Raw genomic sequence first — 14,375 nt, forward strand, 5'->3', positions numbered from 1 at the left:
TCCCCGCGCCGCTACAGCTCCGCCAGCAGCTCGGCCTTCTTCGACGTGAACTCGGCGTCCGTCAGCAGGCCCGCCGTGTGCAGCTCGCCCAGCTGCCGTATGCGGTCGGCGATGTCGGCCGGGTCACGCCGCTCGTCGGTACGGGTCCGCACCGCCCGGCGCGGCGCCGCGTCCGAGCCGGGCGCGGCGGACCGTACCGCCTGCAGCACCGAGGCCGCGAACGGCAGCGACTCGTGCACCGGCCCGTACCCCAGCCCGAAGACCACCGACGCCGGATCCTGGTCCGCCTCACCGGGCCGCCGGTCCTCCGCGCCACGCTCCACCAGCCGCAGGTACCCGTTGCCCGACAGCACCCCGGCACCGCCCTCCGGCGAACGCCACTGCACCCCGCTCAGCCCGGCGACCGGGAAGTGCTGGTCGCCGCACTTCCACTTGGCCGACGACGCCCCCGTCCAGAACCAGCGGAACGCCACCGAGCTGCCGTCGAAGGACGCCTTGCCGTCGTACGCCTTGAAGGTCAGCGGCGGCTCCGGCGCGGCCACCAGATGCTCGTCGGCCGGGAGCGCGGCGGCGGGCCCGAGGACGGCGCGCAGCTCGTCGCGGTAGTACTCGGCGAGCGCCTCGCGGTCGGCCGGCAGGGTCAGACGGTACGGGTCGAGATCGTCCTTGAGCTGGCCGTCGGCGGCCTCCATCAGCGGATCGGCGCCCGGCCGCGGCACCGCGCGCAGCACGACCGTGCCGCGTCTGCCCGGCGACAGCTCGACGGACCTCAGCGCCTCGTAGGGGACGCGCCGCTCACCGAGCGCCTGGAAGAGCTTCGGCCTGCGTATCCCCCGTTCGAAGCGGATGAGCACGGAGTCCGTGTCGAACTCCCAGACGGCGTGAAAACCGGCCAGCACATCACCCATGCGGCTCATCGTAAGCGGCGGTCGCCCGCCCGTCCCCCTTCCGGACATCATGCGCTACGCGCGTCAAGCCGCTTTTGCCCCATGTCGCTCCCGCGCCCGGCCCGTCCTGAACGAACCGTTCGGGCGCGTTCCCGACGCCCCGCGGATACGGCCGGGAGGGCGTCGCGCCCCTCAGGCAAGGTCGGCCGAGCAGTCCCGGTCCTGCGCGGCACAGTTCACCGAGTCGACCGCGCCCACCCCGATCTTCGCGAAGTTGCGCAGGCTCTGGGTGCCGGGCACGAAGTAACCGGCGTGCCCCTCGGCGCCGGCCGCGGACAGCACCCGGGAGCCGAAGGCCTCGGTGACCGGGTCGGCGCCGTGGCCGAGCCCGCCGACCTCCATGTACGGCACGTCCTGGATCCAGTCGTCGGGATTGCGCATCGCCCACACCCGGGCCCTGGTGCCGAGCCCGGCGGCGGTCTCCGAGCGCATCCCGGGGCTGCCCGCCACCGCGATGTCGGTGACGCGGGCCGGCAGCCGGTGGGCCGCGACGCCGCACACCACGGAGCCGTAGCTGTGGCACATCAGCGACACGGAAGCCGCCTTCGGCAGCGCCCGTACCAGCGCGTTCAGCCGTACGGCGCCCGCCTCGGCGAGCTGCCCGGTGGCGGCACCGACCCCGAGCCCGGCGGGCGCGGTGTAGTCCGCCCAGGCGATCACGGCCGTACGGGGATCGCCGTCGCGTACGGACCGCTCGGCGTCGTAGAGCGACTTGGCCATCCCGGCGGGCGCGCTCGTCGCCCGCGCGGTGCGCTCGAAGGTCCCGAGGTTGGTGTCCACACCGGGCACCACCACCGAGACATGACGGGCCTGCCGCAGATCGCCGAAGACCTCGGCGGCCCGGCCGCCGCCGGCCGGGTCGAAGGCGAGGATCTGCCGGCCGGAAGCCCGCATCGACTCGAATCGGTGCATCAGCCGGGTCGCCTCCTGGCGGCCCACCGGCGTCAGCCGCCGGTCGTGCGTCCGCTCCCGCTCCACCTCGCCGGCTTGTCCCAGTGCCTTCTTGTTGGCCTGGTAGCGCAGGTCGACGGGGGCGCCGCCCATGTTCCCGACGACCAGCGGATAGCGGTCGGCGAGCGCGGCCCGGTCGGCGTGGTCCAGCTTCTTGAAGAAGGCGGCGAGCGCGCCGGGCGTGGAGCCGGTGGCCGGCAGCCGGTGGCCGCGGAAGGAGGCGTGCTCCCAGGCGGACCGCGCGGTGGCCAGCGGATTGGCGTCGTCCTTGCTGCCTCTGACGGCCGTCCAGCCGGTCATCGCGAGCATCACGAACACCACCACCAGGGCGAGCGCCGCACGCCAGGCGGTGGACTGCAGGAAACCGAAGGAGGGAGCGCCGAGCCCCGGAAAAGAAGAAGTCACCGCGGGCCACCCTAAGAGAAGTGACGGGGCGCCCGCTGAGGGGGTGAGGGATCTCACGTTTCGCGCTGGCCATTTGGGGCCACTTCGGACACGGTGTGAGGCGGCCCGACGCTCAGACGTGCAGAAACGGACTCAGGCAGGCACTCGGGCGACGCTGGGGCTCGTCAGGGCCGCGGCCTTCGTCAGGGCCGCGGCCGGGCTGCGGCGCACCGGCGGCCCGGCTCACCGGTCGTCCGGTTCGCCGCCCCCGGGGCGCCGCCAGTCCCCGCACACGGCCGGGCCGATTTTCGCGAGGTACTCCTCGGTGACCACGCGGATCGACTCCACGCTGACGTCCTCGCCCTCGCCCCACACCTTCCCGGCGACCCGCATCACCCCGCTGAACGCCGCGACGACCACCCGCGGCCGCGGGTCCACCGTCACGTCCAGCCTCTCGCGCCGCGCGATGAGCCGGGCGATCTGCTCCTCCAGGTCCGCGTAGCGGCGCCAGTGCGCGGCGACGAGCGCGGGCGTCGACTCGATCATCCGGTACGTCCGCATGTGCAGTTCCAGCGGAATCACCGACTGGATGGCACCGCCGATGTCGTCCCACGAGGTCATCACGGCGCTGTGCAGTGCCTCCAGGGGCACCTCGGTGGCCGGCCGCCGCTCCAGCTCCTCGATGAAGCGCGCCTCCACCATCTCCTGGACGGCGAAGACGACCTCCTCCTTGCTGGCGAAATAGCGGAAGAACGTGCGCTGCGAGACGTCGACGGCCTCGGCGATCTCGTCGATCGTCGTCTCTTCGTAGCCGTGCGCCGTGAACAGTTCGAGGGCGGAGCGGATCAGCGCGTCACGGGTGCGCTGCTTCTTGCGCTCGCGCAGCCCGCCGGTGACGGAGGTGCCGGTCCCGGTGCCGGCGGAGGGCACGCCTCCGCGGGACCGGACGGTTTCCGGTCGGGCCGCCTGCGGCGTGGAGCCGGTCATCCTGCGCCGCCTTTCTCGATGTTGCCGCTGCTCAGAATACCTGTGAGCTAAATGACAGTTACCGACTGATGAATTACTTTGTCAACTGTCAGTAGCTGACATTAGCCTCGTGGAATGAGCTCTCAGACCCCGGTTGCCCAAGCCGCGCCGGACCGTTCCGCACCGGAGCCTCGCAAGGGACTCCGGGGCCATCCGTGGCTGACCCTGTTCTCCGTCGCGATCGGCGTGATGATGGTGGCCCTCGACGGCACCATCGTCGCCATCGCCAACCCGGCCATCCAGGCGGACCTCAAGGCGTCGCTCGCCGACGTCCAGTGGATCACCAACGGCTATCTGCTGGCCCTCGCCGTCTCGCTGATCACGGCCGGCAAGCTCGGTGACCGCTTCGGCCACCGGCAGACGTTTCTCATAGGCGTGGTGGGCTTCGCGCTCGCCTCCGGAGCCATCGGTGTGTCCGGCGAGGTCTCGCTGGTCATCACCTTCCGCGTGCTGCAGGGCCTCTTCGGCGCACTGCTGATGCCCGCCGCCCTCGGGCTGCTGCGCGCGTCCTTCCCGGCCGAGAAGCTCAACATGGCCATCGGCATCTGGGGCATGGTCATCGGCGCCTCCACCGCCGGCGGCCCGATCGTCGGCGGGCTGCTCGTCGAGCACGTCAGCTGGCAGTCGGTGTTCTTCATCAACCTGCCGGTCGGCGTCCTCGCCCTCGTACTGGGCCTGGTCATCCTCAAGGACCACCGCGCCCAGAACGCCCCGCGCTCCTTCGACATCCCCGGCATCGTGCTGCTCTCCGGTGCCATGTTCTGCCTCATCTGGGCCCTGATCAAGGCCGGTGCGTGGGGCTGGGGCGACGCGAAGACCCTCGGCTTCCTGGCCGCCGCGGTCGTCGTCTTCGCCGCCTTCGCGATCCTGGAGACCAAGGTCCGCGAGCCGCTGATCCCGCTGCGGATGTTCCGTTCCGTACCGCTGACGGCCGGTACGGTCCTGATGGTGCTGATGGCCTTCGGCTTCATGGGCGGCCTCTTCTTCGTCACCTTCTACCTGCAGAACGTGCACGGCCTGAGCCCGGTCGACAGTGGTCTGCACCTGCTGCCGCTCACCGCGATGATGATCGTGGGTTCGCCGGCCGCGGGCGCGCTGATCACCAAGTTCGGCCCCCGTGTCCCGCTCGTCGGCGGCATGGTCTGCACCGCCGTCGCGATGTACGGCATGACGACCCTGACCTCCGGTACGGGCACGCTGGCCATGTCCGTGTGGTTCGCGCTGCTCGGCCTGGGCCTGGCGCCGGTCATGGTCGGCGCCACCGAGGTCATCGTCGGTAACGCGCCGCTGGAGCTGTCCGGCGTGGCGGGCGGCCTCCAGCAGGCCGCCATGCAGGTCGGCGGCAGCCTCGGTACGGCGGTGCTCGGCGCCGTGATGTCCAGCAAGGTCAGCTCGGAGTTCGCGGGCAACTGGACCAAGGCCGGCCTCCCGGGTGCTCCGGACCCGGCGCTGAAGGCCGCCGCCGAGGTCGGCGCGGTACCGCCGCAGGTGGCCCAGGCCCCGGGCATGACGCCGCAGATCGTCGACCGGATCGGCACCGCGGTGCACGACACGTTCGTGTCGGGCATGGGCCTGGCCTTCACCGTCGCCTGTGCCGTGGCGGTCGTGGCCGCCGTCGTCGCGCTGTTCACCAAGCGCGGCGCCAACGCCGAGGCGGGCGCGGGCGTCGGGCACATCTGACGTCCGCCGGACGACCGGGTCGCGTCGACGCGCGGCCGGCCGGGCTCACTGCCCCGGCCGGCCGCGCGTTTCGTTTCTCCACAGGCGCGCGTTCCCCCGTACGGAGGTGAAGCTTTCCGCACCCCCGCGCGTGCCCCCGCCCGTACGCCCAGGCAGCCGAGGTCAACGACCGGCCGCCGGAACCCCGTTGAGAGCCCGGCAGCAGCGCATCGCCTATCAGGGTGGACCGCCCCGCGCGGGCTTGGCTCCGGCGTCCGCGCACGGCCAAGCTCGGATCACCGGACCGCGGCGGACAACAGCCCGCCGCGGCAGGCCACTTCGTACTCCACGGGGGAGTGATGCACATGCGTACGATCCACACCGTCGCGCTGCTGACGGGAGCCGCCGCACTGGCCGCCGCCCACCTCGGCGTCCCGTCCGCCCACGGAGCGCCGCAGCAACGGCCACGGGACCACGCGGGGCCGGCCGCGGGCGACTGCGGCACCGGCCAGTTCTGCGTCTGGCCGGGCCGTGGCTTCGGCGGCAAGAGGCTGACCTACGAACTGTCCGGCACCGACATCGAAAGCTGCGTCACGCTGCCCGCCGGGGTCCGCGGCGCCTCGTTCGCCAACCGCACGGGCCGGCCGGTCACCACGTACCAGAGCGCCGAGTGCGAGGAGACCGGGGAGTTCGACACCTATCCGGGCGGCGGCAGCTGGGTTCCCGAATCCCCGTACCAGGTCAGGGCGTTCAAAATCTGGGAGCGCTGACCGGGGGAGTGGGCACGGCGACGCGGGGTACCCGGGTGCCGAGCCCGAACCACACGACCCACGGGAGGGATGATGGCGGGCCTCGGACAGCACAGCCGCACCCGATGGCGGACCCACCTGCGGAGCAACCCCCGCTCACGAGGCCGGACGGGGCCTCGGACCGGGCCGGACCGCGCGACGCTGGGCGTGATCGGACTGATCTGTGCGGTCGCCGGATTCTTCATCCTGAGCATCGTTCTCGGGCCGGTGTCCGTGCTTCTCGGCTGGCTCGCGATGGGCCGCCGGTGGAACAGCGGGAGCCACGCGCTGCCGGCACTGGTGGCCGTCGTCCTCGGTGTGATCGACACGGTGTTCGCGATCATCCGGATCACCACCACGGCCGTCGGGGCCCCGTTCTGAGCGGACCCGCGGCAGCCCTACGGGTCGCCTGCCCGTCCCCGGGGTCACCGGCGGGCAGGACCACCGGGACAGCGGAACGAGGCGCCCCCGGCCGGAGAGATCCGGCCGGGGGCGCCTCGTGGTGTCAGCTGTCGGCTGCCCTGCGGGTGACTACGCGTCGCCGCCCGCCTCGCCGGCCTCCGCGGCCGCGACGTCCAGCAGCTGGTAACGGTCGATCGCCTGCTTCAGCAGCGAACGGTCGACCTTGCCCTCCTTGGCCAGCTCGGTGAGCACGCCGAGGACGATCGACTGCGCGTCGATGTGGAAGAAGCGGCGGGCCGCGCCCCGCGTGTCGGCGAAGCCGAAGCCGTCGGCGCCCAGCGACTGGTAGGTGCCCGGTACCCAGCGCGCGATCTGGTCGGGAACGGCACGCATCCAGTCGGAGACGGCCACCTTCGGACCCTGCGCGTCGGCGAGCTTGCGCGTAACGAACGGAACGCGCTGCTCCTCCTCCGGGTGGAGCAGGTTGTGCTCCTCGATCTCCACCGCGTCGCGGCGCAGCTCGTTCCAGGAGGTCGCCGACCAGACGTCCGCCTTGACGTTCCACTCGTCGGCCAGGATCTGCTGGGCCTCGATCGCCCACGGCACGGCCACGCCGGACGCGAGGATCTGGGCCGCGTGCTCGCCCTTGTCGCCCGGCTTGACGCGGTACAGGCCCTTGAGGATGCCCTCCACGTCCACGTCCGCCGGCTCGGCCGGGTGCTGGATCGGCTCGTTGTAGACGGTGAGGTAGTAGAAGATGTCCTCGCTGTCCTCGCCGTACATCCGGCGCAGACCGTCCTTGACGATGTGCGCGATCTCGTACCCGTACGCCGGGTCGTAGGCGACACACGCCGGGTTGGTCGAGGCGAGCAGCTGGGAGTGGCCGTCCGCATGCTGGAGGCCCTCACCGGTCAGGGTCGTACGACCGGCGGTCGCACCCAGCACGAAGCCGCGCGCGAGCTGGTCGGCCATCTGCCAGAACTGGTCGCCGGTGCGCTGGAACCCGAACATCGAGTAGAAGACGTAGATCGGGATCAGCGGCTCGCCGTGCGTGGCGTAGGCGGAGCCCGCCGCGATCAGCGACGCGGTGCAGCCGGCCTCGGAGATGCCGTCGTGCAGCATCTGGCCGGTCGGCGACTCCTTGTAGGCGAGCAGCAGTTCGCGGTCGACCGACTCGTAGATCTGGCCCAGCGGGTTGTAGATCTTCGCGGACGGGAAAAACGCGTCCATACCAAAGGTGCGGTACTCGTCCGGCGCGATCGGCACGAAACGCTTGCCGATCTCCTTGTCCCGCATGAGGTCCTTCAGGACCCGCACGAACGCCATGGTCGTGGCGATCTTCTGCTGGCCGGAGCCCTTCTTCGCCCCCGCGTACGCCTTCTCGTCCGGCAGCGGCAGCGGCTTGGCACGCACGATACGGGTCGGGACGTACCCGCCGTTCGCCTTGCGGCGGTCGTGCATGTACTGGATCTCTTCGGAGTCGCGGCCCGGGTGGTAGTACGGCGGGTTGCCGTCCTCCAGGTCCTTGTCCGCGATCGGCAGGTGCAGCCGGTCGCGGAAGCGCTTGAGGTCCTCGGCCGTGAGCTTCTTCATCTGGTGGGTCGCGTTGCGGCCCTCGAAGTTCGGACCGAGGGTCCAGCCCTTGACGGTCTGCGCGAGGATCACCGTCGGCTGGCCCTTGTGGGCCTTGGCCGCCGCGTACGCCGCGTAGATCTTCTTGTGGTCGTGACCGCCGCGGCCCAGGTGCTGGATCTGCTGGTCGGTCATGTTCTCGACCATCGCGCGCAGGCGGTGGTCGTCACCGAAGAAGTGCTCGCGGATGTACGAGCCGGTCTCGGTCGCGTACGTCTGGAACTGGCCGTCCGGGGTCGTGTTCAGCTTGTTGACCAGGATGCCGTCGCGGTCCTGGGCCAGCAGCGGGTCCCAGCTGCGGTCCCACACCAGCTTGATCACGTTCCAGCCGGCGCCGCGGAACTGCGACTCCAGCTCCTGCATGATCTTGCCGTTGCCGCGGACCGGGCCGTCCAGGCGCTGCAGGTTGCAGTTGACCACGAAGGTCAGGTTGTCCAGGCCCTCACGCGCCGCGAGGGACAGCTGGCCGAGCGACTCGGGCTCGTCCATCTCGCCGTCGCCGAGGTAGGCCCACACGTGCGAGTCGGAGGTGTCGGCGATGCCGCGCGCCTCCATGTAGCGGTTCATCCGGGCCTGGTAGATCGCGCCGAGCGGGCCGAGGCCCATCGAGACGGTCGGGAACTCCCAGAAGTCCGGCATCAGCCGCGGGTGCGGGTAGCTGGACAGACCGTTGGGGAACTTGGACTTCTCCTGGCGGAACGCGTCGAGCTGCGTCTCGCTCAGCCGGTCCAGGAGGTACGCGCGGGCGTACACGCCGGGGGAGGCGTGGCCCTGGAAGAAGATCTGGTCGCCGCCCTTGCCGTCGTCCTTGCCCCGGAAGAAGTGGTTGAAGCCCACGTCGTACAGGGAGGCGGAGGACGCGAAGGTGGCGATGTGGCCGCCGACGCCGATTCCGGGGCGCTGCGCCCGGGAGACCATGACCGCGGCGTTCCACCGGGTCGCGTTCAGGATCTTGCGTTCGATCTCCTCGTTGCCGGGGAAGAACGGCTCGTCCTTGGTCGCGATGGTGTTGACGTAATCCGTGCTGCGCATCTCGGGCACGGCCACGCGCTTCTCGCGGGCACGCTCGATCAGGCGGAGCATGAGGTAGCGGGCACGTTCCCGGCCTCGCTCATCGACGGCTGCGTCGAGCGAGTCGAGCCATTCCTGGGTCTCTTCGGGATCGAAGTCCGGGACCTGGCTGGGAAGGCCGCCAATGATGATCGGGTTGCGATCGGATCCGGAAGCCACGCTGTTCCTTCGCTGTTCGGTCTTGCTCTGCTTGGTGTCGCGCCGTCTTCCATCGTGTACCGGCTCACCGGGATACGTCATCTCTACCGGTGGGTAACCACCCCCTAAGAGACGGGCGCTCAAAGGCCGGTTTTTGAGGTCGGCCAAATCGCAACCATACGCCCACGCCGGAACCGGTCGCCGTACGGTCGTGCGAACCCCGAGAGGAGGTCCGTGTGGCGGGTGACGCCCCCCAAAGAGCCCAGTCCCCTGCTAAAAGCCAATAAAGGCGGCAAAACGGTGTGGGTTGAATCACTTACCGCCTCGTGCGTGGGGTCGCAGTTGCGGCGAGACGGCGGTAAACGTCACCGTTTCGACGGTCTCGGTCGCCGGGTACTTGCGCGATCCGCCCGGCCCGTGTGGACTACGCCCAATGCTCCCGCGCATGCGTGGGTGCAAGCCATTTACCGAAACATGACAGGAGGCAATCCGTGAGCGCGACCGCGGACCACGCGGAGGAGCGGACCAACCTTGCCGCCAGGCTGGGGTTCGAGCCCGGGCAGGTGGTCCAGGAGATCGGCTACGACGACGACGTCGAGCAGGAGCTCCGAGAAGGCATTGAGGCCGTGACCGGCCAGGAAATCGTCGACGAGGACTACGACGACGTCGCCGACGTCGTCCTGCTGTGGTTCCGGGACGACGACGGCGACCTCACGGACGCGCTGGTGGACGCCATCGGTCTGATCGACGAGGGCGGCGAGGTCTGGCTGCTGACCCCCAAGACCGGCCGCGACGGGTACGTCGAGCCGAGCGACATCAATGAAGCCGCGCAGACCGCGGGCCTGTCCCAGACCAGGAGCATCAACGCGGGCAAGGACTGGAGCGGCAGCCGCCTGGTCACCCCCAAGGGTGCCAAGTCGGGCAAGCGCTGAGCTGCGCCCCCACGATTCCTGCCGAGCCCTCCGCCGGATGATCCGGTGGGGGGCTCGGCGTGCGCGCGCCGGAGCGTAGGGTTGGCCGCAACCTGTTGGAATCCGCCGGAGCGGCCGCTGCCGGTGCTGCCCCGCGCCGCACGCCGGTGACGGCGCCGGGCACGGCGAAGGCGTCCGCCCACGGTGTCTGCGAAGGGAACGGTCCCCATGGCGATCGAGGTCGGCTCGAAGGCTCCGGAGTTCGAGCTGAAGAATCAGCACGGCGAGCTGGTGAAGCTCTCCGACTTCCGCGGCGAGAAGGCCGTCGTCCTCCTCTTCTACCCGTTCGCCTTCACCGGCGTGTGCACCGGCGAGCTGTGCGCCCTGCGCGACGAGCTGCCGAAGTTCGTCAACGACGACGTGCAGCTGCTGGCCGTCTCCAACGACTCGCCCTTCTCGCTGCGCGTCTTCGCCGAGCAGGAGGGCCTGGAGTACCCGCTGCTGTCGGACTTCTGGCCGCACGGCGAGGCCTCGCGGGCGTACGGCGTCTTCGACGAGGAGAAGGGCTGCGCGGTGCGCGGGACCTTCATCATCGACAAGGAGGGCGTGGTGCGCTGGACGGTCGTCAACGGTCTGCCGGACGCCCGTGACCTCAACGACTACCTCAAGGCGCTCGGCGACCTCTGATTCCCGCCGTGACCGGCTCCCGCCGCGACATCGGCGCGGTGTCCGTACCGGTACCTGTAATCGGTGGGAACCGGTCACTAGGATCAAAACGTTGATCTGATGCCATGCACGATGGGGGCGCAAAGCAATTCGTACCCCTCGAACCCAGGGAGGACTCGTGGGAGTCAGCCTCAGCAAGGGCGGCAACGTCTCGCTGACGAAGGAAGCCCCCAATCTGACCGCGGTGCTCGTCGGTCTGGGCTGGGACGCCCGTACCACCACCGGTACGGACTTCGACCTGGACGCCAGCGCGCTGCTGACCAACGACCAGGGCAAGGTCGCCAACGACCAGAATTTCGTGTTCTTCAACAACCTGAAGAGCCCGGACGGCTCGGTCGAGCACACCGGTGACAACACCACCGGTGAGGGCGAGGGCGACGACGAGGCCATCAAGGTGAACCTCGCCGGCGTGCCCGCCGATGTCGCCAAGATCGTGTTCCCGGTGTCCATCTACGACGCCGAGAACCGCCAGCAGAGCTTCGGCCAGGTCCGCAACGCGTACATCCGCGTCGTCAACCAGGCGGACGGCAACGAGCTGGCCCGCTACGACCTGAGCGAGGACGCCTCGACCGAGACCGCCATGGTCTTCGGCGAGCTGTACCGCAACGGCGCGGAGTGGAAGTTCCGGGCCATCGGTCAGGGCTACGCCTCGGGCCTGCGCGGCATCGCGCAGGACTTCGGCGTCAACGTCTGAGCCGAGCCGTAACCCTTCCGCGCCCGGCGCCGTGCCCCCCTCTGGGGAGTACGGCGCCGGGCGCGCTTGAAGCCCGTACACAGGCCGTACGGGACACGGAGCCCGGGCGTGGCGTACGCGTACCGCGCGGAGTCCGGGCGCGCGCCGTAAAGGTGGCGTATCCGGTGCCGTGTCCGTCCTGTACGGGCCGTGTACGAACCCGTATGAAAGCCGTGGACAACCGCGGCACCACCGTCACCGGGGAGGATGCGAACACCATGGGCGTCACGCTCGCTAAGGGAGGCAACGTCTCCCTCTCCAAGGCCGCTCCGAATCTCACGCAGGTCATGGTCGGCCTCGGCTGGGACGCGCGCTCGACCACGGGAGCGCCGTTCGACCTGGACGCCAGCGCACTGCTGTGCAGGTCGGGGCGGGTGCTCGGCGACGAGTACTTCGTCTTCTACAACAATCTCAAGAGCCCGGACGGCTCGGTCGAGCACACCGGCGACAACCTCACCGGTGAGGGTGAAGGCGACGACGAATCGATTCTCGTCGACCTCAGCGCGGTCCCCGAAGAGGTCGACAAGATCGTTTTCCCGGTCTCGATCCACGAGGCGGATCTGCGCGGCCAGAGCTTCGGCCAGGTCAGCAATGCCTTTATCCGGGTGGTCAACCGGGCGGACGGCAGCGAGCTGGCACGGTACGACCTCAGCGAGGACGCCTCCAGCGAAACAGCAATGATCTTCGGTGAGGTCTACCGGTACAGCGGTGAATGGAAGTTCCGCGCGGTGGGCCAGGGGTACGCGTCGGGTCTGCGGGGGATCGCTCTAGACTTCGGGGTCAACGTTTCGTAAAGCGCCGCGCACTGCGCGCGGGGGACCCCATACAGCGAGGGATTGGGTTAGGCAGTGCTCCTGAAAACCTTTGGCTGGTCGTTCGCCGTCACGGCGGCAGGCCTGGCCTTGGCCGGCGTCCTCTGGGGGTGGCAGGGGCTAGCGATCGTCGGCATCCTGTCGATCCTGGAGATTTCGGTCTCGTTCGACAACGCGGTCATCAACGCCGGAATCCTGCGCAAGATGAACGCCTTCTGGCAGAAAATCTTTCTGACCGTCGGCATCCTCATCGCCGTCTTCGGCATGCGCCTGATCTTCCCGGTCGTCATCGTCGCGGTCACCGCGAAGATCGGACCGATCGAGGCCGTCAATCTGGCGATCAACGACAAGGCGCAGTACGAGCACCTGGTCACGGGGGCCCACCCGGCCATCGCGGCCTTCGGTGGCATGTTCCTGCTCATGATTTTCCTCGACTTCATCTTCGAGGAGCGCGAGCACAAGTGGCTGGGCTGGCTGGAACGCCCGCTGGCCAAAATGGGCAAGCTGGACATGCTGTCCGTCATCGTCGCGCTGATCGTCCTGCTCGTCGGCGCCATGACGGTGGCCACCGACGTCGCGCACGGCGGCGGTGACAAGAGCGCGACGGTGCTCCTGTCCGGCGTCGCCGGCCTGCTCACGTATCTGGTCGTGGGCGGTGTCTCCGGCTACTTCGAGGACAAGCTGGAGGAAGCCGAGGAGGCCCAGGAGGCCGAGGAGGCCGAGGAGGAGGACGCCGGGAACGGCTCCGCGGCGAAGGCGGCGGTGGCGTCCGAGGAAGCCGGTGCGAACGGCGCGGCGTCCAAGCGCGGCGCCGTCTCCGGCGTGGGGCTCGCCGGCAAGGCCGCGTTCTTCCTGTTCCTCTACCTGGAGGTCATCGACGCGTCGTTCTCCTTCGACGGTGTCATCGGCGCCTTCGCCATCACCAACGACATCTTCGAGATGGCGCTGGGTCTGGGCATCGGCGCGATGTACATCCGTTCGTTGACGGTCTTCCTGGTCCGCAAGGGAACCCTGGACGACTACGTCTACCTGGAGCACGGCGCGCACTACGCCATCGGCGCGCTGGCCGTCATCCTGCTCGCCACGATCAAGTACGAGATCAACGAGGTCATCACCGGCCTGGTCGGAATCGTCCTGATCGCGCTGTCGTTCTGGTCGTCCGTGCGCAAGAACCGACAGGAAGGCAAGTCGGGAGAGGACTCGTCGCCAAAGTCGGAAGTCGCCTCCGGAGTGTGACGGCGGTCCGATTGAGGAACGCTCTCAGCGGGGCGGCCATGGAGTGCTCACTCCATGACCGCCCCGCGGCCGTACCGGGCCACGGGGCGGCCGGGAACAGCCGGGGCAGCACGGATTCACCGGAACACCACGGATCACAGGGACAAACAGCAGTCGGGCCGTCGGGCCATCGGGGCGGGCGGCCTTTCGGTCGGATCGATGGGGTGGGGCAAGGTGTCGTTCTTGGACAACTGGCGTCGGGGCGGGACGCCGAAGTTCGAAGCCGGTGGCGCGTCGTACGTGGTCGAACTGACCAAGCGCAATCCGGTCGTCTCACTGACGAAGCAGGGCGCGGCCTCCGGGCACCTGCGGGTCAACCTGTCCTGGCAGATGCGCACGTCCGACATCGGGATGCGCGGCTCACAGCGCGGCGGGAGCCTGCTGCGCAACCCGGGCAAGATGTTCAAACCGGAGGTGGTGCAGGCGCAGGGGCCGGCGGTCGTCAAGATCGACCTGGACCTGGCCTGCCTGTACGAGCTGAAGGACGGCACCAAGGGCGTGGTGCAGCCCCTCGGCAACTTCCTGGGGGACATCAACGCGGCACCGTACGTGAAACTCAGCGGCGACGACCGCTTCGGCTCACCCTCGGGCGAAACGCTCTACATCAACCTCGACCACCGCGACGAGATCAAGCGCCTGCTGATCTTCGTCTACATCTACGACGGCACACCGGCCTTCGATCGCACCCACGCCGTCGTGACGCTCTACCCGAGTAGCGGCCCCCGGGTGGAGATCGGCCTCGACGAACGCGCGCCACAGGCCCGTTCCTGCGCCATCTTCATGCTGGAGAACAACAAGGGCGAGCTGACCGTCCGCCGCGAAGTGAAGTACGTCTACGGCTTCCAGTCCGAACTGGACCGCCTGTACGGCTGGGGCCTGCAGTGGGGGCGGGGTTATAAGTCGAAGGTGTGAGGGGGCGG

At 69.3% G+C, this 14,375-nt stretch carries 13 protein-coding genes; 9 read left to right on the forward strand and 4 right to left on the reverse strand.

Annotated elements, in window-relative coordinates; translation table 11 throughout:
• Positions 1-11 precede the first annotated feature (11 nt).
• The 3 genes from ACZ53K_RS20940 to ACZ53K_RS20950 form a co-directional block, all read right to left on the reverse strand.
• The gene (locus tag ACZ53K_RS20940) at positions 12-908 is read right to left on the reverse strand and encodes a DUF4429 domain-containing protein (RefSeq protein WP_468838580.1); all 897 of its coding nucleotides are present in this window, start codon (positions 906-908) and stop codon (positions 12-14) included.
• Positions 909-1,079: 171 nt separating this feature from the next.
• The gene (locus ACZ53K_RS20945) at positions 1,080-2,303 is read right to left on the reverse strand and encodes an alpha/beta hydrolase (RefSeq protein ID WP_468838582.1); all 1,224 of its coding nucleotides are present in this window, start codon (positions 2,301-2,303) and stop codon (positions 1,080-1,082) included.
• A 222-nt stretch (positions 2,304-2,525) separates the two neighbouring features.
• Positions 2,526-3,269: a TetR family transcriptional regulator gene (locus ACZ53K_RS20950; RefSeq protein ID WP_468838585.1), complete on the reverse strand. Its 744-nt coding sequence runs from the start codon at positions 3,267-3,269 to the stop codon at positions 2,526-2,528.
• A 114-nt stretch (positions 3,270-3,383) separates the two neighbouring features.
• Here ACZ53K_RS20950 and ACZ53K_RS20955 point away from each other — a divergent pair, with 114 nt between their 5' ends.
• From ACZ53K_RS20955 to ACZ53K_RS20965, 3 genes are all read left to right on the forward strand, one after another.
• Positions 3,384-4,988, forward strand: coding sequence for an MFS transporter (locus ACZ53K_RS20955; protein WP_468838588.1), 1,605 nt, complete (start codon positions 3,384-3,386; stop codon positions 4,986-4,988).
• A gap of 344 nt (positions 4,989-5,332) precedes the next feature.
• Positions 5,333-5,737, forward strand: coding sequence for a peptidase inhibitor family I36 protein (locus ACZ53K_RS20960; protein WP_468838591.1), 405 nt, complete (start codon positions 5,333-5,335; stop codon positions 5,735-5,737).
• 69 nt (positions 5,738-5,806) lie between these two features.
• On the forward strand, positions 5,807-6,136 hold the full coding sequence (locus ACZ53K_RS20965) for a small hydrophobic protein (protein WP_468838594.1): 330 nt from the start codon (positions 5,807-5,809) through the stop codon (positions 6,134-6,136).
• A 150-nt stretch (positions 6,137-6,286) separates the two neighbouring features.
• Here the strand turns inward: ACZ53K_RS20965 and aceE are convergent, their stop codons facing one another.
• Positions 6,287-9,019 (reverse strand): pyruvate dehydrogenase (acetyl-transferring), homodimeric type, encoded by a 2,733-nt coding sequence (gene aceE, locus ACZ53K_RS20970; RefSeq protein ID WP_468838597.1) that lies wholly within the window; start codon positions 9,017-9,019, stop codon positions 6,287-6,289.
• A 470-nt stretch (positions 9,020-9,489) separates the two neighbouring features.
• On the opposite strand from aceE, the gene ACZ53K_RS20975 reads away from it, so the two are divergent.
• From ACZ53K_RS20975 to ACZ53K_RS21000, 6 genes are all read left to right on the forward strand, one after another.
• Positions 9,490-9,930: a DUF3052 domain-containing protein gene (locus ACZ53K_RS20975; RefSeq protein ID WP_468838599.1), complete on the forward strand. Its 441-nt coding sequence runs from the start codon at positions 9,490-9,492 to the stop codon at positions 9,928-9,930.
• 207 nt (positions 9,931-10,137) lie between these two features.
• Positions 10,138-10,596 (forward strand): peroxiredoxin, encoded by a 459-nt coding sequence (locus ACZ53K_RS20980; protein ID WP_468838602.1) that lies wholly within the window; start codon positions 10,138-10,140, stop codon positions 10,594-10,596.
• A gap of 157 nt (positions 10,597-10,753) precedes the next feature.
• Positions 10,754-11,329, forward strand: a complete 576-nt coding sequence (locus tag ACZ53K_RS20985; protein WP_030023139.1) for a TerD family protein — start codon at positions 10,754-10,756, stop codon at positions 11,327-11,329.
• Between the two features lie 257 nt (positions 11,330-11,586).
• Entirely contained in the window at positions 11,587-12,162 is a 576-nt protein-coding gene (locus tag ACZ53K_RS20990) for a TerD family protein (protein WP_468838885.1), read from the forward strand.
• Between the two features lie 54 nt (positions 12,163-12,216).
• Complete coding sequence (locus ACZ53K_RS20995) at positions 12,217-13,416, forward strand: DUF475 domain-containing protein (RefSeq protein WP_468838605.1); 1,200 nt, start codon at positions 12,217-12,219, stop codon at positions 13,414-13,416.
• 213 nt (positions 13,417-13,629) lie between these two features.
• Complete coding sequence (locus tag ACZ53K_RS21000) at positions 13,630-14,367, forward strand: TerD family protein (RefSeq protein WP_468838608.1); 738 nt, start codon at positions 13,630-13,632, stop codon at positions 14,365-14,367.
• Positions 14,368-14,375: the final 8 nt, after the last annotated feature.

It is taken from the genome of Streptomyces sp. NPDC033221, assembly GCF_055577005.1.